This window comes from Streptomyces sp. NPDC001927 (genome assembly GCF_053594455.1).
The window spans coordinates 610,317-634,778 of the sequence record NZ_JBSFEN010000005.1 but is presented as its reverse complement, the minus strand read 5'-3'; the positions used below and the strand labels follow the sequence as shown (position 1 = coordinate 634,778).

The following is a 24,462-nucleotide window of genomic DNA, read 5'->3' as shown; positions in this document are numbered from 1 at the left end:
CGGATGTACGGAGAGTCCGGCCCGCTCCTTCTCTACGGCAAGCGCCCTCAGCCGCGGAGGGCCTGGACCGCGGCATCGAGCCGCTTGCCGAAGTCACCGTCCGCCTTGCGGAAGTTGTCGATCGCCCGCTCGGCGATGTCGTCGCGCGACACCTTGGCGATGAAGCCCGCCAGGTTCTCCACCAGACGGCCCTTCTCGTCCTCCGCCATCAGCCGGTAGAGGTTGCCCGCCTGCACGAAGTCGTCGTCCTCGGCGTGCGAGGGGGCCGCGTGGTTGCCCGTACCGCCGGTGACGGCGCTCGGCTGCCACAGCGGGCGGTCGGTCTGGAACGGGCCGCCGAAGCTGTTCGGCTCGTAGTTCTTCGCGCCCTTGTGGCGGCCGTCGTAGAGGAAGCCGTCACGGGAGTTCGTCCGCGCCTCGGTGGCGTGCGGGCGGTTCACCGGCAGGTGGTCGGCGTTGATGCCGACGCGGTAGCGGTGGGCGTCGCCGTACGCGAAGAGGCGGCCCTGGAGCATCTTGTCCGGGGACGGGCCGATGCCGGGCACGAAGTGCGCCGGGCTGAAGATCGACTGCTCGACCTCGGCGAAGACGTTCTCCGGGTTACGGTTGAGCTCCAGCTTTCCGATCTCGATCGGCGGGTAGTCCTCGTGCGGCCACACCTTGGTGAGGTCGAACGGGTTGAAGCGGTAGGTCGCCGCGTCGGCCGCCGGCATGATCTGGACCTGCACGGTCCAGGTCGGGAAGTCGCCGCGCTCGATGGACTCGCGGAGATCGCGCTGGTGGCTGTCCGGGTCCTCACCGGCGAGCTTGTTGGCCTCGGCCTGGGTGAGGTTCTTGATCCCCTGGTCGGTCTTGAAGTGGTACTTCACCCAGAAGACCTCGCCGGCCTCGTTGTTCCACTGGAACGTGTGCGAGCCGTAGCCGTTCATGTGGCGGTACGAGGCGGGGATGCCGCGGTCGCCGAAGAGCCAGGTCACCTGGTGCGTCGACTCGGGGCTGAGCCCCCAGAAGTCCCACACGTTGTCGGGCTCCTGGGAGCCCGTGTACGGGTCGCGCTTCTGGGTGTGGATGAAGTCCGGGAACTTGATGGCGTCCTTGATGAAGAACACCGGGGTGTTGTTGCCGACGAGGTCGTAGTTGCCCTCCTCGGTGTAGAACTTCAGCGCCCAGCCGCGGGGGTCGCGCACCGCGTCGGCCGCGCCGAGGTTGCCCGCGACGGTGGAGAAGCGCAGGAACGTCTCGGTCTGCTTGCCGACCTCGGAGAGGAAGTTCGCGCGGGTGTACTTCGTGACGTCCGCGGTCACCGTGAAGGTGCCGTACGCACCGGCACCGCGCGCGTGGACCACGCGCTCCGGAATGCGCTCGCGGTTGAAGTGGGCGAGCTTCTCCAGAAGCAGCTGGTCCTGGACGAGCACCGGTCCGCCGACGCCGGCCGTCTCGCTGTTCTGGTTGTCGGCGACCGGCGCGCCGGCCTCCGTCGTGAGCGGTCCCTGCGTCGTCACGTGCGCCTCCTGCGTTGCTTGTGCCGCAAGCCCTGTCCATGGCCTGTCCTGCGCTCTCGACCCTACAATAGACATTGTCTAAGTCAAGGCCTGGTCCAAAGTCACACCCATTCGGGACCTTGGTCCCGTCGCTGTTAATCTGGTCCTTATGAGTGACCTTTTGGAACGACTGCGCGGCCGCGGCTGGCGAATGACCGCGCAGCGGCGCGTCGTGGCCGAGGTGCTCGACGGAGACCATGTCCACCTGACCGCGGACGAGGTCCACGCCCGCGCGGTGGAGCGACTGCCGGAGATCTCCCGGGCGACGGTGTACAACACGCTGGGTGAGATGGTCACGCTCGGTGAGGTGATGGAGGTCGCGACGGACGGCCGCGCCAAGCGGTACGACCCGAACGCGCACCGCCCGCACCAGCACCTGGTCTGCGCCCGCTGCGGCGCGATCCGTGACGTGCACCCGGCCGGAAACCCGCTGTCGGACCTCCCGGACTCGGAGCGCTTCGGCTTCTCGATCTCGGGTGTCGAGGTCACGTACCGGGGCATCTGCCCGAACTGCGCGGCCACCGCCTGACCCGACGACGTACGACGGAAGCCCGGAAGGCCCCCACTGCGGTGGGGGCCTTTTCGCTGTGTCGCGCCGCGCGAACGACGAAGGCCCGGATCCAGTGACTGGATCCGGGCCTTCGTTGCTACTGAGTAGCGGGGACAGGATTTGAACCTGCGACCTCTGGGTTATGAGCCCAGCGAGCTACCGAGCTGCTCCACCCCGCGTCGGTGAACCCAACCTTACGGGACCCCCTCCACCAGCGCAAATCCCTTAAGCGGTGAGCTCCTGGTGCAGCGCCTCGCTCAGTCGGGCCGCGCGCTCGGCCACCTCCGCCGGGCCCAGCTCCACGGCCCGCGCGCACCAGCGCCGCCCCTCGGTCAGCTCGCCGCGCCGGGCCGCGAGCAGCGCGAGCCGCAGCGCGGCGCGGCCGTGCCCGGCGCGGGCGGCACGGGTCCACCAGAGGGCGGCCTCGCGCTCGCTGCCCTCGCGCGCCAGGAGCAGGCCGAGGTTGAACGCGCCGTTACGGCTGCCGGCCTCGGCGGCCTCGCGGTACCAGTGGGCCGCCTCCGCCAGGTCGCCGCGCGCGGCGGCCAGCATGCCGACCCGCACCTGGGCGCGCCGGTGCCCCTGCTGGGCGGCGCGCTCGTACCACTCCTCGCACTCGGTCTTCTCCTCGCGCGAGGCGCCGAGCGCCGGCGGACCGGGCTCGGGCCGGCGCGCGTCGAGGACGCTCGCGAGCCGGAACGCGGCCTCGGCGCTGCCGCCGCCCGCCGCGCACCGCAGGTGGCGCTCGGCGGCCTGCTCGTCGCCGTCGCGGAGGCTGGCGATGCCGACCTGGAGGGCGGCCTCGGTGTGCCCGGCCGCCGCCGCTCGCTCGTACCAGGTCAGGGCGGAGCGGTCGTCGTCGCGACCCGCGTAGAGGATGCCGAGGTTGAAGGCGGCGTCGACGCTGCCGGCCTCGGCGGCCTTGGAGAACCAGGGCTCGGCGCCGTTCGCGTCGCCGGCCTGGAGCAGCAGGACGGCGAGCGCGTTGGCGGCCTCGCGGTGCCCGGCGTAGGCGGCGCGGCGGTACCACTGCTCGGCCTGCTGGTTGCGGTCCTGGGCGGCGCAGAGCAGCCCGAGGTTGTAGGCGCCGTTGACGTCGCCCGCGTCCATGGCGGCGCGGTACCAGCGCTCGGCGGTCTGCTGCTCGCCGCGGGCGGCGTGCAGGGCGCCGAGCGCGTTGGCGGCGTTGCCGTCGCCGTCCTGGGCGGCCCGCAGCCACCACACGGCGGCGCTCTCCTCGTCCCCGGCGTCGCGCAGCAGGAAGCCGAGCGCGCAGGCGGCCTTGGCCTCGCCCTCCTTGGCCGAACTCAGGTACCAGCGTCCGGCCTCCTTGAGCTCGCCGCGCTTCTCCAGGATCGCGCCGAGGTGCAGCGCGGCGCGCCGGTGCCCGCGCGCGGCGGCCTGCCGGAACCACTGCTCGGCCTCGGTGAGCTCGCCGTCGGGCGGAGCGGAGGGCCCGGCGCCCGTGCCGACGCCCGGACCCGCGCTCACGCCCGTGCTCGCGCCCAGGGCGCCGTCACGGCCCGGGGCGCGGGTCGTCTCGGTCGCGCGCCGCTCCAGGGCCAGGGCGAGGCGGTACGCGGCCTCACGGTGCCCCTGCTCGGCGGCGGCGCGCAGCCAGCGCTCCGCGCCGACGTCGCTGCGGTGCTCCAAAAGGTCGGCGAGGGCGTACGCGCCCAGGGCGTGGCCCTGCTCGGCGGACTGGCGCAGCCAGTACTCGGCGGCGGGCTCGTCGCCGCGCTCGCGGTGGTGGCGGCCGAGCGCGTGGGCGGCGGGCGCGGAGCCCGCGACGGCGGCCACCCGCCACCAGCCGGCGGCCTCGTCCGCGTACCCCCGCTGGTGCAGCAGGACGCCCAGGTTGTTGGCGGCGGCGCGGTCGCCCTCGGCGGTGGCGCCGCGCAGGTACGGCTCGGCGCCGTCGAGATCGCCCCGGCGCAGCAGCAGCGCGCCGAGCACGCTCATGGACGCGGCGTCGCCGTTCTCGGCGGCGCGCCGGTGACGTGCCTCGGTCTCGGTCTCCGTCTCGCTCTCGGCGGTGGTGGTGTCGACTGTCACATCGACGGCCTCGGCGGCCTCGATGATGTCGTCCGCGGCACGTCGGGCGTGCCGCTGCACAAACCGCCCTGTCTCCAACAGAGTTGCCCTGTCCCCCATAAAAACCATCGTCGCACCACCCGCAACGCGCGTACACCTGGTATACCGCAGCCAGTGAGGTCACTTCAGCGTTTTGTCGACATGCCCACAGAGAGATAAGTCAAACACGTCTCACCCCAACTCGCCCCCTCCCTACCGGTCTTCGGGGCGTCGCGCGGCCGCGCGGAACAACGACAAGGGCCCGGATCCTGAAGGATCCGGGCCCTTGTCTGCAGTAGCGGGGACAGGATTTGAACCTGCGACCTCTGGGTTATGAGCCCAGCGAGCTACCGAGCTGCTCCACCCCGCGTCGTTGTTCCGTAAAGGTATCACGGCGCGGGGTGGGCTCCGACCAGTGCGGTCAGCCGCTCGGTGGGCTCGTCGGCGGTGCCGACGGCGTCCCGCTCGGGGACGGCGTCGCGGAGGGCGACGGCTTCGCGCCAGGCGCCGGGGTCGGCGTCAGCTTCGCGCCGGCGTCCGCCGCCCGCTGGAGGGCCGCCTGCAGGTCCTCCTGGGCCTTGCCGTAGGCGGTCCAGTCGCCCTTCTGCAGCGCCGCCTCACCGTCGTCCATCGCCTTCTGGGCGTCCGCGATGGCCTGCTTCAGCGCGGCGTCGTTCGTCGCCGGTGTCGTCGGCGTCGTCGGCGGCTTGGTGCCCGGCTGCTCCGGCTGCGGCGGTGTGGTGCCCTCCACGCCGAAGACGGCGTTCAGCGCGTCGGTGAGGTTGTCCTTGAACACGGTGGTGTCCTTGGTCGTGTCACCTGCCGGCTGATCCGCGTCGACGTACGACACGGCGACCTTCTTCAGCAGCGGGTAGAGCGCGTTGCGACCCTGGGCGTAGACCGGCTCGACGTAGAGGAAGCCGCCGTCGAGCGGGACCGTGAGCAGGTTTCCGTACTGGATGTCGGAGTCCGCGCCCTTCATGTCCCGGACGAACTGGGCCACGTCCGGGAGGCCGTTGAGCTTGCTCTGCACCTGCGCGGGACCGGGGACGTCGGAGGTCACGCGCAGCAGCTCTATCCGCCCGTAGTCCTTGCTCTTGGCGTCGGCGTCGACCGCCATGAAGCCGCCCAGGTTGGGCCGCCCGTTCGGGGTGAACGTCGTCGTCAGCGAGAACCGCTGCTGGTCGTCCCCGGGCATCTTCAGGCTCAGGTAGTACGGCGGAACCGCGTTGCCGTCCTTGTTGGTCGGGTCGTCCGGCACCTGCCAGGCGTCCGAACCGCTGTAGAACTGCGCCGGGTTGGTGACGTGGTACCGGGTGAGCAGCTCGCGCTGGACCTTGAACATGTCCTGCGGGTACCGCAGGTGCTGCATGAGGCTGTCCTTGATCGCCTCGCGCGGCTCCACAGTGTCCGGGAACGCCTTCATCCAGGTCTTGAGGACCGGGTCCTCGGTGTCCCACTCGTAGAGCTTCACCGTGCCGTCGTAGGCGTCGACGGTGGCCTTCACCGAGTTGCGGATGTAGTTGACCTGGTTCTGCTGGGCGACCACCGTGCGCTGCTGGTTGCCGACCGTCAGCGCGTCGGCCGTGGTCTCCCCCAGCGTCGTGCGCGAGGCGTACGGGTACCCGTTGGTGGTCGTGTACGCGTCGACGATCCACTGGATCTTGCCGTCGACGACCGCCGGGTAGGCGTCGCCGTCGATGGTCAGCCAGGGTGCGACCGCCTCGACGCGCTCCTTGGGCGTGCGGTTGTAGAGGATCCGCGAGCCCTCGCCGATGGCCCCCGAGTAGAGGATCTGCGGCTCGCTGAACGCCACCGCGTACGCGGCGCGGTTGAAGGTGTTGGAGAGGTTGACCCCGCTCTTGCCCTGGTAGCTGGTGGTCTTCTCGCCGTTGTCCTCGTAGTCGAGTTCCTTCTGCGGACCGCCGACGATCGAGTACTGGTCGGTCTTCTCGCCGTAGTAGATCCGCTGCTGGTACGGGCCGAGCTGGCCCGTGGTCGGCAGTCCGGCCTCGGTGAAGATCGGCGAGCCGTTGGCGTCCGTCTGCGTGCCCGTGGCCATGATCGCGCCATAGCCGTGGGTGTACGTGAAGTGGTCGTTGATCCAGTTCCGCTTCGGGATGCCCTTGATGTTGAGCTCACGCAGGCCGACGACGGTGTCCTGGCCCTTGTAGCGGTCGACATCGAGGGTGGTCGGGAACTGGTAGTACTTCCGCTTCTGCTCCAGCTGCTGGAACGTCGGCGACACGATGTTCGGGTCGAGCAGCCGGTACTTGGCCGCCGTGTCCGCGTCGGTGCGCAGCGTGTCCTTGTTCTTCGTCGTCGACTTGCCGGAGTAGTTCTCCGGCTTGGTCGAGTCGATGGCGTACGCCTTGCGGGTCGCGTCGATGTTCTTCTGGATGTACGGCGCTTCCTTGGCCTGCTCGTTCGGCTGGACCTGGAACTTCTGCACGATGGCCGGGTACAGGCCGCCGATCAGGATCGCCGACAGGACCATGAGACCGAAGCCGATCACCGGCAGCTGCCAGGTGCGGCGCCAGAGCGTCGCGAAGAAGAGCACGGCGCAGATGACGGCGATGCAGAACAGGATCGTCTTCGCCGGCAGATAGGCGTTGGCGTCGACGTACCGCAGGCCCGTCCAGTTCCCGGCCGCCTTGAAGTCGCTGGACTTCACGGCGAGGCCGTACCGGTCGAGCCAGTACGCCACGGCCTTCAGGGAGACGAAGACGCCGAGGAGCACCGAGAGGTGTCCCGTCGCGGCGGCGGTGGCGCGGGCGCCGGGGCTGGTGACGCGCAGTCCGCCGTACAGGTAGTGCGTGAGGGCGGCGGCGATCAGCGACAGGATCGTGGCGGCGAAGCCGAAGGCGAGCAGGAAGCGGTACCAGGGCAGGTCGAAGGCGTAGAACGACACGTCCAGCTGGAACTGGGGGTCCTCCTGGCCGAACGACACGCCGTTGACCCACATGAGCCAGGTCCGCCACTGGCCGGAGGCCGAGGCGCCCGCGATGAGGCCCACGAGGGCGGTGATCGCGAGGAGCACCCACTTCTTGTACGGCGCGAGACCCATTCGGTACCGGTCGAGGCTCTGCTGCTCGAGCGACATCGCGCTCAGCGGCGGCCGGAGCCGGTGCGCGAGCCAGATGTTCAGCCCGACGGCGAGCGCCATCAGCAGACCGAAGACGGCGAAGAGGCCGATCTTGGTCCACAGGGTGGTGGTGAACACCGACGAGTACTGCACCGAGCGGTACCAGAGCCAGTCGGTCCAGAACCCGGCGAACATGACGAAGACCATGGCCAGGACGGCGAGCACGCCCAGGGTCATGAGCAGGGTGCGGGCGCGCCGGGACGGCCGGCCGACTCTGATCCTTGGCCCGGACGGACCTCCGCCGCCTCCGCGGTCCGGCATCTGGAAAGCCAACGTGCGCCCCTCGGGTTGATGCGTCGATAAGCAGGCCCCGCGATCGTAGAGCCCACTGATGCAACTTACTGAGGCTTTACCTAGTTCCCGTCTTCGGGGGCGGAGGAGGCAGGATGTTGTCCATGTCCAACGTTTCCCCCTCCGGCACCCCCATGGCCGCGAGCCCCCTCACCCGCGCGGTGCTCGAGATCGACGAGTACGCCTCCGGTCTCGGCTGGGACCGCCCGGCCCGGCTCTTCGCCCTGGTCGACACCGCCCGCCTGCGTGCCCAGGAGCCGGGGCTCGCCTCCCAGCTCGGCCTCCAAGGCGACGAGGCGGCCGCCTACACCCCCATCGAGCAGGACGAACTTCCGAAGGGGAAGCCCCTCGACGAGTTCCTCGGCACCATCGCCTGGCCCGACGCGGTGGCCGGCTGCGCGCTGACCGTGGAACGGCTGATGCTCCCGCCGTCGGCCGAGGCCTCCGTGCCGGAGGGCCTGAGCGAGGCCGCTCTGGCGAAGTGGGTGGCCAGGCACCCCGACCGGCAGGAGGTCCGGATGACCGTGGCCGTGCTCCGTAACGGCGCGCGGGAGGCGGCGATCCGGCTGCGCGAGAAGGACTCGCCGAACGAGGTCCTCACGGGGGCGGACCTGGTCCCGGGCCTCGCGGAGGCCCTGGCGGCGACCTTCGAGTCCTGAGCCACGTCCGTACGCACGCGAGAGGGGGCGCCCCGGTCCGGTGACCGGGGCGCCCCCTCGTGCGTCGGGGTGCCTCTAGCTCTTCGAGCAGCTGGGCAGGTTCTTCGTGTCGCCCTTGCGGAGCTTCTCCAGCGACTTCGTCGCGTCGTCGATGGTGTCCACCTTGATCAGGGTGAGGCCGTCGGGGATGTCGGAGGCGGCGGTCTCGCAGTTCTCGGCCGGGGTGAGGAAGTACTCGGCGCCTGCCTTGCGGGCGCCGACGAGCTTCATCTCGATACCGCCGATCGGGCCGACCTTGCCCTTCTCGTCGATCGTTCCGGTGCCGGCGACGAACTTGCCGTCGGTGAGGCTCTCCGGCGTCAGCTTGTCGACGATGCCGAGCGCGAACATCAACCCGGCGCTGGGGCCGCCGACGTCGGCGAGCTTGATGTCGATCGTGAACGGGAAGACATGGTCGGTGCCGGCCTGGATGCCGACGATCGCCCGGTCGCCCTCCGGGGACTTCACGGTCGTGACGGTGACCTTCTGGGTGGCGGTGGGCTCCTTGCCGGCCTTCTCGGCGGCGGCCGCCTCCTTGGTCGGGACGATCGTGAACTCGACCTTCTCGCCCGGCTTGTGCGTGGTGACCTGCTTGGCGACGTCGCCCGGCTCCTTGACCGGTACCCCGTCCACGGCCTTGATGACGTCCCCGGCGTGCAGCGCGCCCTGGGCGGGGCTGTCCTTGACGACGGAGGCGACGACGACCCGGGTGGTCACCGGGATGCCCAGCTCACCGAGGGCGGCGACCTTGGCGCTCTCCTGGGACTGGCTGAACTCCTCGGCGTTCTCCTGGCTCGACTCCTCCTCCGTCTTGCCGTCCGGGTAGAGGGTCTCCTTGGGGACGACCACGTTGTCGTGGGCGAGCCAGCCGAAGACCGCCTCGACCGCGTTCATCCGGTAGTCCGCGCTGGTGACGCGGACGGTCGTCATGTTGAGGTGCCCGTCGGTGGGGTACGTCTTGCGACCGGAGATCTGGAGCACGGGCTCACCGCGCGCCTCACCGAGGGTGTTGACCGTCGGACCGGGGCTCATCTCCGCGTACGGGACCGGGACCAGGACGCCCACACAGAGCAGGGTGATCAGGACCAGGGTGGAGGCGAGCATCGTCGCGGTGCGGCGTGGCATGGAACGACAGTACGGGACCGGTCTGTGAGTGCACCCGTGGGGCGGGTCCGTACGAGGCGGCCGGCGAGCGGGACTCAGCCGGAGACGTGGCTACTGCGTACGGCGGACGAGGGTGCGGCCGCCGGAGCCATTTCCGGCGTCACCGGCGTCATCTGCGTCGTCATCTGCGTCAACTGCGGAGCCAGCTCGCGGGCGGCACCGTCGATGCCGGCGTGGGAGCGCTCCATGGCGTCCCGGAACCGTGCGTAGCCGGCGAGCTCGGCCACGTCTCCGGTGGTCTTGTTCCTCTGGGCCCAGCTTCCCCATATCGCCGCGCCGACGACTGCGAAAAGCGGAATCAGCAACCAAGCGAGCGCTGCCATCCCGACCTCCCATCCCCAATGAGCGACCGCAACCGACCGGAACCGGCCGATCAGCAGACTAACGATCTGCAGCATCAACGCTGCTGCCAGGGGGTCGGTTACGCAAATCGGGCGTTCGACTACACCACGTCGGCGCGGCGCCTTGCTAGCAGGCGCCGACCCACTCCTCGGTGCCGTCGGAGAACCGCTGGTGCTTCCAGATCGGAACTTGGTGCTTGAGGTCGTCGATGAGCTTGCGGCTGGCCTCGAAGGCTTCGCCCCGGTGGGGGCAGGAGACCGCGACGACGACCGCGATGTCGCCGACCTGGAGGTCGCCCACGCGGTGGACGGCGGCCAGGGCGCGGACGGGGTAGTCGGCGACGACCTTCTCGGCGACCTTGCGCAGCTCGTCCAGGGCCGAGGGGTGGGCGGAGTACCCCAGCTCGTCGACGTCCGCGCCGCCGTCGTGGTTGCGCACCGTGCCCACGAAGAGCGTCGTGCCGCCTGCCGCCTCGTCGCCGACGGCCTGGAAGACCTCGTCGAGCGAGAGCGGGGTGTCACGGATCGCCAGCAGCTTGATGGGGTCGGCCGCCGTCTGCTCGCCGGGGTGGTCATGGGTGCGTGCCATACGCCCATGGTGCCGTACCGGACTGACATCGTGGAATAGCGGTTTCGACCGGTGGTCCCGACCCTCCGTAGGAGGGTCCTACAGCTCGCCGGGGTCCGTGCCGCGAACTCGCGGGGCCCGTGGCGCGAGCGCGCGGGGCTCCGTGCCGGAAGCGCGCGGGCTCCGTGCCGCTACATGCCGCGCCGCTTCCGCATCTGGCGGACCAGGGCCGCCGTGCCGAGCAGCGCCACCGTCGCACCGGCCGCTCCCGCCGCCGTCGCGTCCTTGCGGCCGAGCCTGCGGCCCGCGACGGTGTGCCGGCCCTCGACCTCCTCCAGGAGCGCGGCGAGCACCTCCTCGTTCGTCCACTTCGGCCGCCAGCCCGCGTCGTGCAGCCGTCCGACGCTGACCACCCAGGGGTGCATCGTGTACGCGAGATCCCCGGCCGGGGAGGGCGTGAGCCCGATCCGGTGGAGCCGGGCCGCGGCGCCGAGGGCGACGGCCGAGGGCAGCTCCATGCGCCGGATCCCCGACAGCTCCTCGACCTCCTCCTGCTCCAGCCAGCCCTCGCAGCCGACCGCGAGCTCCCCGTCGACCTTCTCCAGGGCCGCGTACTCCAGGGCGCTGACCAGGTCCTCGACGTGGCAGAACTGCCAGGTGGGGCGCGACCCGGCCACGACGAGCAGCCGGGGCGACTCGAAGTACCGGGTCAGGGCCGTGTCCGTACCGCCCACCAGGACGGCCGGCCGGACGACGGTGACCTGGAGGCCGGGGTGGGCGCGCGGCGCGCGGCGGCCGAGCCGCTCGATCTCCAGCATGTCGCCGACCCCAGTGGCCTCGGCGGTCGCCCGCAGCTCGGCGTCCTCGGAGAGCGGGATGTCGTTGTCGGGCAGCGCGCCGTAGACCATCGCGGAGGTGCAGAGCACCACCCGGTGCACGCCCGCGGCCGCGGCGGCCGTCAGGACGGTCTGCGCGCCGCGCACGTTGTAGGCCGTTCGGGCGGCGGCGTCCGACTCCAGGTCGAGGTCGACCGCGAGGTGCACGACCACGTCGGCGCCGCGCAGCTTCTCGGCGATGGCCGGGTCGCGGACGTCGAGGATGTGCCACTGCGCCTCGGAGACCTCGCCGCGGCGCTCGTCGATGGCGATGACCTGCTTGATCTCATCGGACGCGGCGAGGCGCCTGGTCAGCAGGTCACCGACCCCGGAGGCGGCACCGGTGACCGCGACCACGGGGCCGCGCCCGGCGGACCGGGTCGATGGGTTTCGCGCTGCGCGAACCTGAGGATCTGGGGAACTCACCGGGCGTCTCCAGCGGTTGTCTTCAGTACGTACCCGAATGACGCGTACGTACCAGGTGGCGTCCATCCTGCCGCAGGCCACGGCCCGGCGGAGCACCGAGCCCATATCCGGCCCGGATGTCTACGCTGGTGGTGTGGAGTCGGGCATCGAGCCGCGCCAGGAAAGCCGCCGTCGGCAGGAAGCCGGCGGCCCTACGAGCCGAGGAAACCTGTGAGTGACACCCCATTCGGATTCGGCCTTCCGCCGGAGGAGCCGGAGAACGGCGACGAGGGCAAGAAGAAGGACCCCGCCGGAGGTGGCCAGGGGTCCGGTGACCAGGGCGGCGGCAACCCGTTCGGTGCCAATCCGTTCGGCTTCGGCGGACTGCCGGGCATGGGCGGTCCCGGTGGCGCGGACAATCCCTTCGCCGCGATGTTCGGCTCGCTGAACCCCAACGACCTGGGCGCCGCCTTCCAGCAGCTCGGCCAGATGCTCTCGTACGAGGGCGGTCCGGTGAACTGGGACATGGCCAAGCAGATCGCCCGCCAGGTCGTCGCGCAGGGCACCTCCGACGGCGTCAAGGACGCCAGCGTGGGTCCGGCCGAGAAGTCCGCGGTCGAGGAGGCCGTGCGGCTGGCCGACCTGTGGCTGGACGGCGTGACCTCGCTGCCGTCGGGCGCGAGCACAGCCGTGGCGTGGAGCCGTGCGGAGTGGGTCGAGGCGACGCTGCCGGCCTGGCAGCAGCTGGTGGACCCGGTCGCCGAGCGGGTCGGCACGGCCATGGGCGATGTGCTGCCCGAGGAGATGCAGGCCATGGCGGGCCCGCTGATCGGCATGATGCGGTCCATGGGCGGCGCCATGTTCGGCCAGCAGATCGGCCAGGCCGTCGGCGCGCTCGCGGGCGAGGTCGTCGGCTCGACGGACGTCGGTCTGCCGCTCGGCCCGGCCGGCAAGGCGGCGCTGCTGCCGCTGAACATCGAGACCTTCGGCAAGGACCTCGGCGTCCCCAAGGACGAGGTGCGGCTCTACCTGGCCCTGCGGGAGGCCGCCCACCAGCGGCTCTTCGCCCACGTCCCGTGGCTGCGCTCGCACCTGTTCGGCGCGGTCGAGGGGTACGCGCGCGGGATCAAGGTCGACACCTCGAAGCTGGAGGAGGCGGTCGGTCAGCTCGACCCGACCCACCCGGAGCAGCTGCAGGAGGCGCTCCAGCAGGGCATGTTCCAGCCCGAGGACACCCCCGAGCAGAAGGCCGCGCTCGCCCGTCTGGAGACGGCGCTCGCGCTGGTCGAGGGCTGGGTGGACGCGGTGGTCCACGAGGCCGCGAAGTCCCGGCTGACCTCGGCGGACGCGCTGCGTGAGACGCTGCGCCGGCGCCGGGCGAGCGGCGGTCCCGCCGAGCAGACCTTCGCCACGCTGATCGGGCTCGAACTGCGTCCGCGCCGGCTGCGCGACGCCTCGCGGCTGTGGGCCTCGCTCACGGACGCGCGCGGTGTCGACGGCCGCGACCACCTGTGGGAGCACCCGGACATGCTGCCGACGGCGTCCGACCTGGACGACCCGGACGGCTTCGTCCACCGCGAGCAGCTGGACTTCTCGGAGCTCGACAAGATGCTGGGCGAGGCGGCCGGCGGCACCAAGCCGGACAGCGACGACGAGGGCGACGACAAGAAGTGAGCCTGCACGACGACGCGGTCCTCGTACTGAAGGAGTACGAGGACCAGGACGAGCTGCGCGGGCTCTATCTGGACCACCTGGCGGCGCACGCGGACGGCATGTGGAAGGCGTGCGAGGCCGGGCATCTGACGGCCAGCGCGCTGGTGGTGGACCCGGAGCGCGGGCGGGTGCTCCTGACGCTGCACAAGAAGCTCGGCATGTGGCTGCAGATGGGCGGGCACTGCGAGCCCGGAGACGCCACGCTCGCGGATGCGGCGCTGCGGGAGGCGACGGAGGAGTCCGGGATCCCCGGTCTGACGCTGCTTCCGGGCGGCCCGGTGCGGCTCGACCGGCATCCGATTCCCGCGCCGTGCCACTGGCACCTGGACGTGCAGTACGCGGCGCTCGCGCCGGCCGGCGCGGTGGAGGCGATCAGCGACGAGTCGCTCGACCTGCGCTGGTACCGGTACGACGAGGTGGCGGCGGTGGCCGACACCTCGGTGGTGCGGCTGATGGAGGCCACGCGCGCGCGGCTGTAGACCGGCGCGCGTGAGGACAGCGGTAAGGGGCGGTCGCCTGGGCGACCGCCCCTTACGTATGCCGTCTGGCGTCCGCTCAGTTCCAGGCGTTGTTCTGGTTCTGGGCGTGCGAGCCGTGCTGCCCGGCGCCGAACTGGGCGGCGATGCCCTGTCCGATGGCGGCGTTCTGCGGCGGCATGACCTCGCTGGGCTGAACCAGGGCGAAGCCCTGTCCGAGGAAGTTGAGCTCCCAGCCCTCGCCGGTGTTGCCGCGTCGGCGGCGGACGCTGGAGTTCGTCGTCTGCGACTGCATCTGCACCCGCAGCCCGGTGGACCAGGCGACGATCGCGTCCGCGTCGACGTTGACGTACTTGTCCGGCGTGACGTGCATCATCAGCGGCTGACCGGAGGTCATCAGGGCGACCTTGCCGCGGCCGGAGATGTTGAGCTGGTACTTGCCGGTGCCGGAGACGCCGTACTGGCTGTCCACGGCGATGACCTCGGTGTGCAGGGTCGAGTCGAGCGCCAGGACGTAGGCGCTGTCGACGGTCAGGCCCTCCTGCTCGACCTCCACGACGTGGACGTACTGGGCGAGGTTGGCGAGATAGACCGTGCCCTGGCCGGAGCAGCGCATGAGGTCGAGGCCCTCACCGGTGCGGGCCTGGGCGCGGCGCTGGCTGGGCGTCTGGTACTCGCCGTCGAAGTCGAGGAGGCCCTGGTAGGCGACCATGGCGCCCTTGCGGGCGAGGACGTCGTCCGAGCCCGTGAGGGCGACCCGCAGCAGCTGCGGGTTCTGGATGACGTACCGTTCCTGGCTCTGCTGCTCGGCGTAGTTGAAAAGCGGGCTCTGCATGGTGTGTTCTCGCTCCCCCTCAGCCCCGGACCCGCAGGCGGTCGGTGCTGTCCTCGCTCGGCTGTACGACGACGATGCCCTGGCCGGAGAAGGCCATCTGGAACGCCTCGCCGCTGCCCCGCCCGATCAGGGACGAGGCCTTGAAGCTGCGCTTGCCCTTGACCTTGAGCGCCGGCGACCAGGCGACGAGCGCGTCGGGGTCGACGTACGTCTCGTCCTCGCCGCGGCCGCAGTCGACGACGATCGGCGTGCCGCGCGAGGTCAGGGCGACCCAGCCGGTGCCGGCGATCTCGACGTTGAACAGGCCCTGGCCGGCGAACTTGGCGAGCCCCTTGACCTTCTCGACGCCCCACTGGAGGTGGGCGTCGAAGGCGAGCAGGTTGGTGCCGTTGACCGAGATCGAGTCGTTCTGGAGGTTGATCACGACGACGTCCGCGCCGTAGTCGGCGAGGTAGAGCAGTCCGTCGCCGGAGCACTTCATGATGGGCGCGCCCTCGCCGGTGATCCACTGCTGGGCGACCTGGCGGGCGGCGGGCGGGTTGGGCTCGTAGGTGACGAAGCCCTCGTAGGAGACCATCGAGCCGGTACGTGCGTACAGGTCCTGGCCGGAGGCCATGGCGACCTTGAGCATCGCGCGGCCGTGGTTCTCCATCCGGGCCGCCATCGGGGTCGGGGCGAAGCCCGCGAGTTGCTGGTTCATTCTTCGGGCTCCCTCAGACCTCGTACGGCTGGACGACGATGAAGTTGCCGGGAGCGCCCCGGAACTGGAGGTTGACGGTCTCTCCGCTGTGTCCCGGGTACGCGTTGCGGCGGAGCCGGACCTGGCTGGAGAGGATCACCTGGGACGCGGACGACCAGGCGACGACCGCGTTGCAGTCGGCGAAGGTGGTCGGCGTGACGGGCAGCACGACCGGGACGCCGTGCGTCTTGACGACGACGGTGCCGGTGCCCTGGAACTGCATCGTGAACAGGGCGCCGCCGGGGATGCCGTGGCCCTCGATCCTCCGTACTTCGTACTGGAGGGACTCGTCGAAGGCGAGCACGTTCTCGGCGGAGACGCAGATGCCGTCGCCCTGGAGCTCGATCGGGTGCAGGTGGGCGCCTTCCTCGGCGAGGAAGACCTGGCCGCGGCCGGAGCAGCGCATCAGCTGCATCTCCTGGCCGGTGGCGTTGCCGACGATGCGACCGGTGAACCCGGCGCCCTTGTGGCTGAAGTCGACCTTGCCCTGGTACATGACCATGCTGCCCTGGCGGGCGAGGACGGGGTTGCCGCCCATCTGCAGGTCGACCCGCATGAGCTGCTGGTTCTGCGGGGTCCAACGGGAGCCGGTCGGCGTCTCCTTGTACGGCTGGAGCGCGGCCGCGAGCCCGGCACCGGTGGCGGGGACGCCCTGGGGGACGCCGGCCGGCTGACCGTACGGGGCCTGCCCGGGGAACTGGCCCGGTGCCTGCCCGAACGGGGGCTGCGGCGGCTGGCCGTACGGGGCCTGGCCGGGAACCTGGCCCGGGACCTGCCCGAACTGCGGGGCCTGGGGCGGCTGGCCGTACGGCGCGGGCGCCGGCGCCGGGGCGGGCGGGGCCATCGGGGCGGCCATGGTGGGCGCCGCGTGGATCGGCTGGACCGGGGCGTGCGGGGCGGGTGCCGGGGCCGGGGCGGCCGGCGGGGCGCCGAACTGCGGGGCGGGCTGCGGCACCTGAGGCGCGGCGGGCGCGCCGAACGCGGGCGGCGCGGCGGCCTGCGCCGGCGGGGCGAACCCGGGGGCGGCCTGCGGGGCCTGCGCGGCGGGCTGCTCCTCGGCGACCTCGCCGCCGAAGTTCTTCAGGAGCGCGTCCAGGCCGCCGTCGAAGCCCTGGCCGATGGCCGCGAACCGCCAGACGTCCTTGAGGTAGAAGTCGCCGAGCATGACGGCGCGCTCGGTGGAGAACTCCGTGCCCGTGAACGGGTAGCGGACGACCTCTTCGCCGCCGGCCACGATCCGGATGTAGCCGGGCCCGATCTGGGACATCTGGCCGGCGCCGTCGATGGTCGCGGTGAACGACAGCTTGTGGATGTTCGCCGGGATGCGGTCGAGCGTGACCCGGAAGGACTCGGTGTCGCCGGACTGCGCGCCGAGCAGCTGGATGGACTCCTCCGGCGACTTCGGCTGGTTGAAGAAGATGAAGTACCGGTCGTCGGAGAGTTGCTCGTTCGCGTCGAGACCGAAACAGCTGATGTCGAAGGTCAGTCCGGGTGCGTTGATCTGCACGCCCACGTACAGGTCCGTACCCGGTGTCAGGTCACTGATCTTGGCCTTGTGGCCGCGTTGGAATTCCCTGGCCATGCGTAACGACCGTCCCCCATCCCGAAATGTGTCTGCGTCGCGTCAGGCTATCGGCTGTGGACGACATTGAGCCAAGCCGGTACGAATTCGGTACAGGACCGGAGCCGTCCGCCCGCTACTCTCCGCGCGCGGCCGGGAGGTGGGGCAGGCGCTCCGCCGCGACGACTCCCTCGAGATAGCCGCGGGCTCGCTCGGTCCGCGGGTACGCCTCCAGGAGCCGCCAGAACCGGGGGCCGTGGCCGGGGACCAGGAGATGGGCCAGCTCGTGGACGAGGACGTAGTCGACGACGTACTCGGGCATGCCCTGGAGCCGGTGCGAGAGCCGGATGCTGCCCTCGGAGGGGGTGCAGGAGCCCCAGCGGGTGTTCTGGTTGGTCACCCAGCGCACGGACGTCGGCCGTGCCCGGCCGCCGAAATACTGGTCCGACAGTCGCTCCGCGCGCTCGGTAAGCTCACTGTCGCCGAGGACCCGCTTGCTCTCCTGGGCGGCGAGTTTGTCCAGCATGACCGTCACCCAGCGTTGCTCCTCCGCCTCGGACATCCGGGCCGGGATGAGCACGATGGTCCGGTCGCCCTCGCGGTAGGCGGAGACGGTTCTGCTCCGCCGGGAGCTTCTGCGGACCTCGACCGCACTCGTCCCCGAACCGCGGGGCGGCTTGCTGGTCACGCTGCGCTGTGGGTCGGCGGGCACGGCCCCGACGTTACCCGCTGTCAGCGGGGGAAGTCCTGCCTCCGGGACGGTTCGGCGGGGATCCGGTCACACCGTGCACCATTTGAATGATTAATTCCCCGCCCCTGTGGACAACTTTCCGCGCCCGCTTCGACACCCGGGCAATCTGTTGATCGAGCGAATGAGTCGACGATCAAGATCACGGGGGCGGAAATGCATCCGATGCTGAAACCTGCACTGCGCAGGGCCTGGCGCGATCTGCGGAGCGTGCAGTTCGGGGCCACGTCCGCGCACGCGGTCGTGGTGGGGCCGATCGACACGACCACCGGCAGTCTGCTCGGGCTGCTCGACGGCACCCGGGGCGTCGAGCTGCTGCGGGCCGAGGCCAGAGCTCTCGGGCTGCGGGACGGCGTCCTCGAGGAGCTGCTCGGCCGGCTCGCGAGGGCGGGGCTCATCGCGGACGCCTCGGCGGGCCGGCCGGGCAAGGCGGGCGGTGCGGGTAGGACGGGCGGACCAGGCGGTGCGGGGAGGACGAGCGGGTCGGGCGGACCAGGCGGGGCGGGCGCCGTGGCCTCGCGGGACGACGCGCTCGATCCGCTCCGCGCCGACCTCGCCTCGCTCTCCGTGGCCCACCCCGAGCCGGACGGGGCGCTGCGGCGGGTGGCCGCGCGGCGGGCGGCGCGGGTGCAGGTCCGGGGCGCGGGGCGGGTCGGTGCCGCGGTCGCCGCGCTGCTGTCGGCCTCGGGCGTGGGCCGGGTGGACGTGCTGGACTCCGGCTCGGTGCGGCCCTGGGAGGTGGCGCCGGGCGGACTGCCGGCCGAGGCGGTGGGGGAACGGCGGGCCGCGGCGGCGCATCGGCTGGTGGCGCGGTCGGCGCCGGGCGGCCGACCGCCCCGGGCACCCCGGCGGGTGACGGGTGAGCTCGGCCGGGAGCCGGGGCTCTCACTCGTCGTGGTGACTCCCCGGGACGGCCTCGCCGCCTATCTCCCCGACCCGGTCCCCGCCGAGGGCTGGATCACCACGGGCACCCCGCATCTGTACGCAGGGGTGGTGGAGGCCACCGGGGTGGTCGGGCCGCTGGTGCTGCCCGGCGGGACGGCGTGCGCGCGGTGCGCCCAGGAGGAGCGGACGGACCGCGAGCCCGCCTGGCCCCGCATGCTGGCGCAGTGGCGCTCGGGCCCGCCCGCTCAGGTGCCTGCCTGTGATCTGGGTCTCGCGGCGACGGTCGCCGGCCTGGCCGCGGCGCATGCGCTGGCCTTCCTGGACGGGGAGCTGCCGTCGAGCACGGGGGCCCGCTGGGAGGTGTCGCTACCGCTGCTGGAGTGGCGCGTGGAGCGGATGAGACCGCACCCGGCGTGTCCGTGCGGCGCGGGACGCCGCGGAGAGGGGGAGCATGCCTCGGGGGCCGAAATGCCGCAGGACACAATGGCGGGGTAACGGTCCTGTGTGGCCCGGCAGTCTGGGATTTGGAGGGGCGTATGTCTGATCTTCCCCGGAAGGCGGTCACCCGGACCGCCAGGTTGGCCGCGTTGCCCCTCGGCTTCGCCGGACGCGCCACCTGGGGCCTGGGCAAGCGGATCGGCGGCAAGTCCGCAGAGCTGGTCGCCCGCGAGCTGCAACAGCGCACGGCCGAGCAGCTGTTCAAGGTGCTCGGGGAGCTCAAGGGCGGGGCGATGAAGTTCGGGCAGGCGCTGTCCGTCTTCGAGTCGGCCCTCCCCGAGGAGGTCGCCGGGCCCTATCGGGCGGCGCTGACGAAGCTTCAGGACGCGGCTCCCCCGATGCCGACGCGCACGGTCCACGCCGTGCTCGAGGAGCGGCTCGGTGAGGAGTGGCGCGAGCTGTTCCTGGAGTTCGAGGACAAGCCGGCGGCGGCCGCCTCCATCGGCCAGGTGCACCGGGCGGTGTGGCACGACGGCCGCGAGGTCGCGGTGAAGGTGCAGTACCCGGGCGCGGGCGAGGCGCTGCTCTCGGACCTGACGCAGCTCAGCCGGTTCGCCCGGCTGCTCGGCCCGTTGATCCCCGGCATGGACATCAAGCCCCTGATCACGGAGATGCGCGACCGGGTCTCCGAGGAGCTGGACTATGCCCTGGAGGCGCACGCCCAGCAGAGCCACGCGGAGGTGTTCGCGGACGATCCCGATGTGGTGGTGCCGTGCGTGGTGCACCAGAGCGAGCAGGTCCTCGTGACGGAGTGGATCGACGGGATCCCGCTCTCGGAGGTGATCGCGGACGGTACGGAGGAGCAGCGCGACCGGGCCGGCCAGCTCCTGGCCCGCTTCCTCTTCTCCGGTCCGGCCCGCACCGGGCTCCTGCACGCCGATCCGCACCCGGGCAACTTCCGGCTGCTGCCGGTCGGCGGTGACGAGGAGAGCGGCCCGGAGAGCTGGCGGCTCGGGGTGCTGGACTTCGGCACGGTGGACCGGCTGCCGGGCGGGCTGCCGGAGACGATCGGCACGTGTCTGCGGCTGACCCTGGAGGGCGACGCCGAGACGGTGTACGAGCTGCTGCGGGAGGAGGGCTTCGTCAAGGAGTCGATCGACCTCGACCCGGACGCGGTCCTGGAGTACCTGCTGCCGATCATCGAGCCGGCCGAGGTCGCGGCGTTCGGGTTCACCCGGGGCTGGATGCGGACGCAGGCGGCCCGGATCGCCGACCCGCGCTCCCCCGCGCACCAGCTGGGCAGGCAGTTGAACCTGCCGCCCTCGTATCTGCTGATACACCGCGTGACGCTCAGCACGATCGGGGTGCTCTGTCAGCTGAACGCGACCGTGCGGCTGCGGGACGAACTGGAGGAGTGGCTGCCGGGCTTCGTCGAGGCGGAGCTCGAAGCGGAGGCCGAGGCGGCGGTCGAGGCGGAGTGAGGGGCGGGTCGGCCCGTCACCACCAGGTGGAGTCGAGCCGGCCCTCGATGGAGCGGATGTTCTCGCGGGCGCACCGGTCACAGATGTACTCGCGGCGGCCATTCTCCACCGAGCAGGTCCAGGTCACCGGGAGCGTCTCCACGGTCGTGCCGCAGCGGGCGCAGACGATGGGCTCCTCGTGATGCCGGGCGTCGTTCATCTCTCCGACGATAGTCCGACGGGGACTACAGTGCGCCGCAACGCACCGCGGGGGCCGGTCCGTTCGGACCGGCCCCCGCGGGGTTCTCTCTGATCAGTGCATGACGGCCATGGCGAGCGCACGGCGGGCGCGCAGGGACACGCGCTCGGCGCGTCGCTGCATGCGCCGAGCGGCGACCAGGCGCACGGCCTGGCGTTCCGCATCGGCTTCCCGCCGGCGGTCGTGCATATGTGCACGAGCCAAGGCTTCTGGGATGAGTTGCATTTCGCGGGTCCTGTTCTGACGCGAGGCGTTCGCGCCGGTGATGGTGACGTCTGGGGTCGCGGAGCCGGAGGGCTCGCTGGTGGAAGAGGTCATCGGGGCCTGCTTCTGGGGATCGTGCGTGAGGGGTCGGTCGATGGTGCCGGTGACGTTCATGCCGCGACCGGGTTCTTGCGCGGGCGACCACGCGGCCGCTTGCGGGCGACGACCACGCCCTGGACGAACAGCTCGCCGCCCCAGACGCCCCACGGCTCACGCCGCTCCTGCGCACCGGCGAGGCAGGCCTCCATCAGCGGGCAGGTACGGCAGAGGGACTTGGCGTACTCGACGTCCGCCGGGGACTCGGCGAAGAAGACCTCCGGGTCGTACGAGCGGCAGGGGACGGGTACGCCGAGGTTCTCGATGGCGTCGTCGAGCGCGGTGAGCGCGGTGAGGGGGGTCAAGGTGGAGTCCTCCGTGAGGCCGGGCGGGGGGATCGTTTCGGAAGGCGGTACGGACGGGGCGTGCGCTTCGAGTTGCACGGGGTTCATTCCTCGTCTGGTCGTTCCGGCTGTTGGCCGGGGTTTCGGCTGGTACCGGTGGTGCTGGTTCCGAGGCCCCTTCGCTCCGTCGTCCCCGTTCGGGGACAAACAGAAGGGCCGCGGATCCCGGGTGGGGTTCCGCGGCCCTGAAGGCGCCGGCCTGATCAGGTCAGGCTGGATCACTCCAGGGTTCGAGCCCACGGAAGGCCCACATCGTGTGGTGCTGCTGCGTCTGCTTCGTCTGGTGTCCGGCACCGGTCGCCGCGAAGGCATAGGCCTTGGCCTTGCCTGCCGCTACTCCTGCTTCCAGTGCCTCGGTCGGTCGCTCGCTGCGCTCCATGACGGGAAGACCCGCAAGATCGGCGGCCGGCCGCAGGGAAGCGGCGGGGGCCGAAATGGCGCCGGACAGACCGGTGCCACGGAGAGCCTTGCCAAGGAACGCCGAGCCGGAGAAGCCGAGCGAGCAGGCGGAGACGACCGAGCGATCGGTCATTTTGTCGGTGCTGACGAAGCTGACGGTGGTGCTGTTGATGTTGCTGATCACTGGAATCGCCTCCTCTCGGCGTCTCGGAGGGCTCGGGGTGAGCCGGACCCTCATGTTTACTTGGACAAGTACAGCACGAAGACAGGGCTTCGAAGAAGCCGCTGTTTCCGTGGTTAAGAACCTATGGGGCTTGCCGGGGCAGGCGCAAACTATTTTTCCGACGAGTTTTCCTCAGCTCTCCTCGTCGACTCCTCCACCCGTCCCACCTGGCACTTCACCCGCGCAGAGCGCGAGAACGTCGGCTCCGTACCGGCCCAGCTTGCGCGCGCCGACTCCGGAGATTCCGACGAGTTCGCCGTCGGTGGTGGGCACCCGCTCGGCGATCGCCATCAAGGTCTTGTCGGTGAAGACGCAGTACGCCGGCTGACCGAGCTCCCTGGCCTGCTCGGCGCGCCAGTCGCGGAGCCGCTCGTAGAGCCCCTCGTCCATGTCGGAGGGACAGTCCTCGCAGCGCAGCAGCTTCATCTCACCGGCCTCGGTGAGCGTCGCGCCACAGACGCGGCAGCGCACCGGGCCTCGCTGCTTGCGCCGGACGGGGCCCGCGCCGCGCTCGACGGAGCCGCCACGGCCCGCGGGGCCGCCGCTCGCGCCGAGGCCGCCGGAGCCCGGCCGCAGCCCCTGGAGGAAGCGCGTGGGGCGCCGGGAGGCCCGGCCGCCCGGGGAGCGGGAGAGCGCCCAGGAGAGCGAGAGGTGGAGCCGGGCGCGGGTGACGCCGACGTACAGCAGGCGGCGCTCCTCCTCGAACTGCTCGTCGGTCTTGGCGTACGTGATCGGCATCATGCCCTCGGTGAGGCCGACCAGGAAGACGGCGTCCCACTCCAGGCCCTTCGCCGCGTGCAGGGAGGCGAGGGTGACGCCCTGGACGGTCGGGGCGTGCTGGGCGGCGGCCCGCTCGTCCAGCTCGGCGACCAGGTCGGAGAGGGTGGCGCCGGACTTGGCGCGGGCGAAGTCCTCGGCGAGCCGGACCAGGGCGGCCAGGGACTCCCAGCGGTCGCGGACGGCACCGGAGCCGGCGGGCGGCTCGCTGGTCCACCCCTTGGTGGAGAGCACCGCGCGGACCTGGGCGGGCAGGTCCTCGGCGTCGTCGAGCAGCGAGTCGTTCCCCCCGGCGCGGGCGGCGCCGCGCAGGGCGATGCCGGCCTCCCGTACCTCCTGGCGCTCGAAGAAGCGCTCGGCGCCCCGCAGCTGGTACGGCACGCCCGCGTCGGCGAGGGCCTGTTCGTAGACCTCGGACTGGGCGTTGATCCGGTAGAGCACGGCGATCTCGCCGGCCGGGACGCCGGCCGCGATCAGGTCGCGGATACGGCGGGCGGTGCCCTCGGCCTCGGCGGGCTCGTCGGCGTACTCGCTGTAGGCGGGCTCGGGGCCCGGGTCGCGCTGGGAGATCAGCTCCAGGCGGTGCTCGGCGGCCCGGCCGCGGGCCTGGCTCAGGAGCCCGTTGGCGAGGTGCACGACCTGGGGCGTGGAGCGGTAGTCCCGGACCAGCTTGACCACCGTGGCCTCGGGGTGGCGGGTGCGGAAGTTCAGCAGGTGGTCGGGGGTGGCGCCGGTGAAGGAGTAGATCGTCTGGCTGGCGTCGCCGACGACGCACAGGGTGTCGCGGTCGCCGAGCCACAGGTCGAGCAGGCGCTGCTGGAGCGGGGAAACGTCCTGGTACTCGTCGACGACGAAGTGGTGGTACTGGCGGCGGATCTGGTCGGCGATGTCGTGCCGGTCCTGGAGGATGGCGACCGTGAGCAGCAGCACGTCCTCGAAGTCGATCACCGAGCGGTCGCGCTTGAGCTGCTCGTACATCCCGTAGATCTGGCCGATCTCGGCCGGGTCGCGCGGCGCCTCGCGGACGGACTTGGCGACGACGGCCGGGTAGTCGGCGGGGACGGTCTGGGTGACCTTGGCCCACTCGATCTCGCTGGTCACGTCCCGCAGCTCGTTCCGGTCGAGCCGGACGCGGCAGCGCGCGGCGGCCTCGGCGACGAGCTGGACCTTGCGCTCCAGGAGCCGCGGAAGATCGCCACCGACGGCTTTCGGCCAGAAGTACTGGAGCTGGCGGAGGGCCGCGGAGTGGAACGTACGGGCCTGGACACCGCCCGCGCCGAGCTGCCTCAGCCGGCCGCGCATCTCGCCGGCGGCCCGGTTGGTGAACGTGACGGCCAGCACACTGCTGGGCTGGAGTATCCCCGCCCGCACGCCGTAGGCGATGCGGTGCGTGATCGCCCGGGTCTTGCCCGTGCCGGCTCCCGCCAGCACGCACACCGGACCGTGCAGGGCGAGGGCGACCTCGCGCTGCTCCGGGTCGAGCCCGTCGAGCACCGCGTCGGCCGACTCGGGGACCTGCGGGAAGAGAGTGGAGTGCGTTGCTGCTGTCACTCCGCCATGCTGCCAGGTCGCCGGGGGTGGATGCGGCGGGTTG

General features: G+C 71.4%; 22 protein-coding genes and 2 tRNA genes. 6 read left to right on the top strand and 18 right to left on the bottom strand.

What is annotated here, in order from left to right; translation table 11 throughout:
• Nucleotides 1-47: 47 nt before the first annotated feature.
• The gene (locus ACWCO8_RS16820; protein ID WP_451032803.1) at nt 48-1,577 is read right to left on the bottom strand and encodes a catalase; all 1,530 of its coding nucleotides are present in this window, start codon (nt 1,575-1,577) and stop codon (nt 48-50) included.
• Between the two features lie 73 nt (nt 1,578-1,650).
• Between ACWCO8_RS16820 and ACWCO8_RS16815 the strand changes: the two genes are divergently transcribed.
• Nucleotides 1,651-2,070, top strand: a complete 420-nt coding sequence (locus ACWCO8_RS16815) for a Fur family transcriptional regulator (protein ID WP_362011323.1) — start codon at nt 1,651-1,653, stop codon at nt 2,068-2,070.
• A gap of 126 nt (nt 2,071-2,196) precedes the next feature.
• Here ACWCO8_RS16815 and ACWCO8_RS16810 read toward each other — a convergent pair.
• From ACWCO8_RS16810 to ACWCO8_RS16795, 4 genes are all read right to left on the bottom strand, one after another.
• A tRNA-Met gene (locus ACWCO8_RS16810) sits at nt 2,197-2,270 on the bottom strand.
• A 46-nt stretch (nt 2,271-2,316) separates the two neighbouring features.
• On the bottom strand, nt 2,317-4,254 hold the full coding sequence (locus tag ACWCO8_RS16805) for a tetratricopeptide repeat protein (RefSeq protein WP_451032802.1): 1,938 nt from the start codon (nt 4,252-4,254) through the stop codon (nt 2,317-2,319).
• 206 nt (nt 4,255-4,460) lie between these two features.
• A tRNA-Met gene (locus tag ACWCO8_RS16800) sits at nt 4,461-4,534 on the bottom strand.
• A 51-nt stretch (nt 4,535-4,585) separates the two neighbouring features.
• Complete coding sequence (locus ACWCO8_RS16795) at nt 4,586-7,570, bottom strand: UPF0182 family membrane protein (RefSeq protein WP_451032801.1); 2,985 nt, start codon at nt 7,568-7,570, stop codon at nt 4,586-4,588.
• Nucleotides 7,571-7,704: 134 nt separating this feature from the next.
• Between ACWCO8_RS16795 and ACWCO8_RS16790 the strand changes: the two genes are divergently transcribed.
• A complete protein-coding gene (locus ACWCO8_RS16790) occupies nt 7,705-8,259 on the top strand; it encodes a PPA1309 family protein (RefSeq protein WP_451032800.1) in 555 nt (184 codons plus the stop codon).
• A gap of 75 nt (nt 8,260-8,334) precedes the next feature.
• Here the strand turns inward: ACWCO8_RS16790 and ACWCO8_RS16785 are convergent, their stop codons facing one another.
• The 4 genes from ACWCO8_RS16785 to ACWCO8_RS16770 all read right to left on the bottom strand — a co-directional run bounded on the left by ACWCO8_RS16785 (nt 8,335) and on the right by ACWCO8_RS16770 (nt 11,672).
• Nucleotides 8,335-9,423 (bottom strand): YlbL family protein, encoded by a 1,089-nt coding sequence (locus tag ACWCO8_RS16785; RefSeq protein ID WP_451032799.1) that lies wholly within the window; start codon nt 9,421-9,423, stop codon nt 8,335-8,337.
• 74 nt (nt 9,424-9,497) lie between these two features.
• The gene (locus ACWCO8_RS16780; protein ID WP_451032862.1) at nt 9,498-9,860 is read right to left on the bottom strand and encodes a hypothetical protein; all 363 of its coding nucleotides are present in this window, start codon (nt 9,858-9,860) and stop codon (nt 9,498-9,500) included.
• 70 nt (nt 9,861-9,930) lie between these two features.
• Nucleotides 9,931-10,392 carry a molybdenum cofactor biosynthesis protein MoaE gene (locus ACWCO8_RS16775; protein WP_362011311.1) on the bottom strand — a complete coding sequence of 154 codons (462 nt, stop codon included), beginning with the start codon at nt 10,390-10,392 and terminating at the stop codon, nt 9,931-9,933.
• A gap of 170 nt (nt 10,393-10,562) precedes the next feature.
• The gene (locus ACWCO8_RS16770; RefSeq protein WP_451032798.1) at nt 10,563-11,672 is read right to left on the bottom strand and encodes an SDR family oxidoreductase; all 1,110 of its coding nucleotides are present in this window, start codon (nt 11,670-11,672) and stop codon (nt 10,563-10,565) included.
• Nucleotides 11,673-11,882: 210 nt separating this feature from the next.
• Here ACWCO8_RS16770 and ACWCO8_RS16765 point away from each other — a divergent pair, with 210 nt between their 5' ends.
• Together ACWCO8_RS16765 and ACWCO8_RS16760 are read left to right on the top strand one after the other, a co-directional pair.
• Nucleotides 11,883-13,325 carry a zinc-dependent metalloprotease gene (locus ACWCO8_RS16765; protein WP_451032797.1) on the top strand — a complete coding sequence of 481 codons (1,443 nt, stop codon included), beginning with the start codon at nt 11,883-11,885 and terminating at the stop codon, nt 13,323-13,325.
• Nucleotides 13,322-13,843 (top strand): NUDIX hydrolase, encoded by a 522-nt coding sequence (locus tag ACWCO8_RS16760; protein ID WP_451032796.1) that lies wholly within the window; start codon nt 13,322-13,324, stop codon nt 13,841-13,843. The genes ACWCO8_RS16765 and ACWCO8_RS16760 overlap by 4 nt, the downstream gene beginning before the upstream one ends.
• Nucleotides 13,844-13,919: 76 nt before the next feature.
• On the opposite strand, the gene ACWCO8_RS16755 is transcribed toward ACWCO8_RS16760, so the two are convergent.
• From ACWCO8_RS16755 to ACWCO8_RS16740, 4 genes are all read right to left on the bottom strand, one after another.
• Entirely contained in the window at nt 13,920-14,675 is a 756-nt protein-coding gene (locus ACWCO8_RS16755) for an AIM24 family protein (RefSeq protein WP_451032795.1), read from the bottom strand.
• A gap of 19 nt (nt 14,676-14,694) precedes the next feature.
• On the bottom strand, nt 14,695-15,375 hold the full coding sequence (locus tag ACWCO8_RS16750; RefSeq protein WP_362011298.1) for an AIM24 family protein: 681 nt from the start codon (nt 15,373-15,375) through the stop codon (nt 14,695-14,697).
• 13 nt (nt 15,376-15,388) lie between these two features.
• Nucleotides 15,389-16,996: a TerD family protein gene (locus ACWCO8_RS16745; protein ID WP_451032794.1), complete on the bottom strand. Its 1,608-nt coding sequence runs from the start codon at nt 16,994-16,996 to the stop codon at nt 15,389-15,391.
• A gap of 115 nt (nt 16,997-17,111) precedes the next feature.
• On the bottom strand, nt 17,112-17,687 hold the full coding sequence (locus tag ACWCO8_RS16740; RefSeq protein ID WP_384517089.1) for a M48 metallopeptidase family protein: 576 nt from the start codon (nt 17,685-17,687) through the stop codon (nt 17,112-17,114).
• Nucleotides 17,688-17,879: 192 nt separating this feature from the next.
• Between ACWCO8_RS16740 and ACWCO8_RS16735 the strand changes: the two genes are divergently transcribed.
• Together ACWCO8_RS16735 and ACWCO8_RS16730 are read left to right on the top strand one after the other, a co-directional pair.
• Nucleotides 17,880-19,103: a TOMM precursor leader peptide-binding protein gene (locus tag ACWCO8_RS16735; RefSeq protein ID WP_451032793.1), complete on the top strand. Its 1,224-nt coding sequence runs from the start codon at nt 17,880-17,882 to the stop codon at nt 19,101-19,103.
• Nucleotides 19,104-19,144: 41 nt separating this feature from the next.
• Nucleotides 19,145-20,527 (top strand): ABC1 kinase family protein, encoded by a 1,383-nt coding sequence (locus ACWCO8_RS16730; RefSeq protein WP_451032792.1) that lies wholly within the window; start codon nt 19,145-19,147, stop codon nt 20,525-20,527.
• Nucleotides 20,528-20,543: 16 nt separating this feature from the next.
• Here ACWCO8_RS16730 and ACWCO8_RS16725 read toward each other — a convergent pair whose 3' ends face one another.
• The 5 genes from ACWCO8_RS16725 to ACWCO8_RS16705 form a co-directional block, all read right to left on the bottom strand.
• Nucleotides 20,544-20,726, bottom strand: a complete 183-nt coding sequence (locus ACWCO8_RS16725) for a hypothetical protein (RefSeq protein ID WP_451032791.1) — start codon at nt 20,724-20,726, stop codon at nt 20,544-20,546.
• A 93-nt stretch (nt 20,727-20,819) separates the two neighbouring features.
• Nucleotides 20,820-21,143, bottom strand: coding sequence for a hypothetical protein (locus ACWCO8_RS16720; RefSeq protein ID WP_362011284.1), 324 nt, complete (start codon nt 21,141-21,143; stop codon nt 20,820-20,822).
• Complete coding sequence (locus tag ACWCO8_RS16715) at nt 21,140-21,508, bottom strand: WhiB family transcriptional regulator (protein ID WP_260228985.1); 369 nt, start codon at nt 21,506-21,508, stop codon at nt 21,140-21,142. Before ACWCO8_RS16715 ends, ACWCO8_RS16720 begins: the two co-directional genes overlap by 4 nt.
• A gap of 169 nt (nt 21,509-21,677) precedes the next feature.
• Nucleotides 21,678-22,040 carry a hypothetical protein gene (locus ACWCO8_RS16710; RefSeq protein WP_451032858.1) on the bottom strand — a complete coding sequence of 121 codons (363 nt, stop codon included), beginning with the start codon at nt 22,038-22,040 and terminating at the stop codon, nt 21,678-21,680.
• Between the two features lie 183 nt (nt 22,041-22,223).
• Nucleotides 22,224-24,419 (bottom strand): ATP-dependent DNA helicase UvrD2, encoded by a 2,196-nt coding sequence (locus ACWCO8_RS16705; RefSeq protein ID WP_451032790.1) that lies wholly within the window; start codon nt 24,417-24,419, stop codon nt 22,224-22,226.
• Nucleotides 24,420-24,462 lie beyond the last annotated feature (43 nt).

What these genes read in the sequence shown, in the direction of transcription:
- ACWCO8_RS16820 (WP_451032803.1), bottom strand. Translation starts at nt 1,577, where the DNA reads ATGTCTATTGTAGGGTCGAGAGCGCAGGACAGGCCATGGACAGGGCTT.
- ACWCO8_RS16815 (WP_362011323.1), top strand. Translation starts at nt 1,651, where the DNA reads ATGAGTGACCTTTTGGAACGACTGCGCGGCCGCGGCTGGCGAATGACC.
- ACWCO8_RS16805 (WP_451032802.1), bottom strand. Translation starts at nt 4,254, where the DNA reads ATGGTTTTTATGGGGGACAGGGCAACTCTGTTGGAGACAGGGCGGTTT.
- ACWCO8_RS16795 (WP_451032801.1), bottom strand. Translation starts at nt 7,570, where the DNA reads ATGCCGGACCGCGGAGGCGGCGGAGGTCCGTCCGGGCCAAGGATCAGA.
- ACWCO8_RS16790 (WP_451032800.1), top strand. Translation starts at nt 7,705, where the DNA reads ATGTCCAACGTTTCCCCCTCCGGCACCCCCATGGCCGCGAGCCCCCTC.
- ACWCO8_RS16785 (WP_451032799.1), bottom strand. Translation starts at nt 9,423, where the DNA reads ATGCCACGCCGCACCGCGACGATGCTCGCCTCCACCCTGGTCCTGATC.
- ACWCO8_RS16780 (WP_451032862.1), bottom strand. Translation starts at nt 9,860, where the DNA reads ATGCTGCAGATCGTTAGTCTGCTGATCGGCCGGTTCCGGTCGGTTGCG.
- ACWCO8_RS16775 (WP_362011311.1), bottom strand. Translation starts at nt 10,392, where the DNA reads ATGGCACGCACCCATGACCACCCCGGCGAGCAGACGGCGGCCGACCCC.
- ACWCO8_RS16755 (WP_451032795.1), bottom strand. Translation starts at nt 14,675, where the DNA reads ATGCAGAGCCCGCTTTTCAACTACGCCGAGCAGCAGAGCCAGGAACGG.
- ACWCO8_RS16750 (WP_362011298.1), bottom strand. Translation starts at nt 15,375, where the DNA reads ATGAACCAGCAACTCGCGGGCTTCGCCCCGACCCCGATGGCGGCCCGG.
- ACWCO8_RS16745 (WP_451032794.1), bottom strand. Translation starts at nt 16,996, where the DNA reads ATGGCCAGGGAATTCCAACGCGGCCACAAGGCCAAGATCAGTGACCTG.
- ACWCO8_RS16735 (WP_451032793.1), top strand. Translation starts at nt 17,880, where the DNA reads ATGCATCCGATGCTGAAACCTGCACTGCGCAGGGCCTGGCGCGATCTG.
- ACWCO8_RS16730 (WP_451032792.1), top strand. Translation starts at nt 19,145, where the DNA reads ATGTCTGATCTTCCCCGGAAGGCGGTCACCCGGACCGCCAGGTTGGCC.
- ACWCO8_RS16725 (WP_451032791.1), bottom strand. Translation starts at nt 20,726, where the DNA reads ATGAACGACGCCCGGCATCACGAGGAGCCCATCGTCTGCGCCCGCTGC.
- ACWCO8_RS16720 (WP_362011284.1), bottom strand. Translation starts at nt 21,143, where the DNA reads ATGAACGTCACCGGCACCATCGACCGACCCCTCACGCACGATCCCCAG.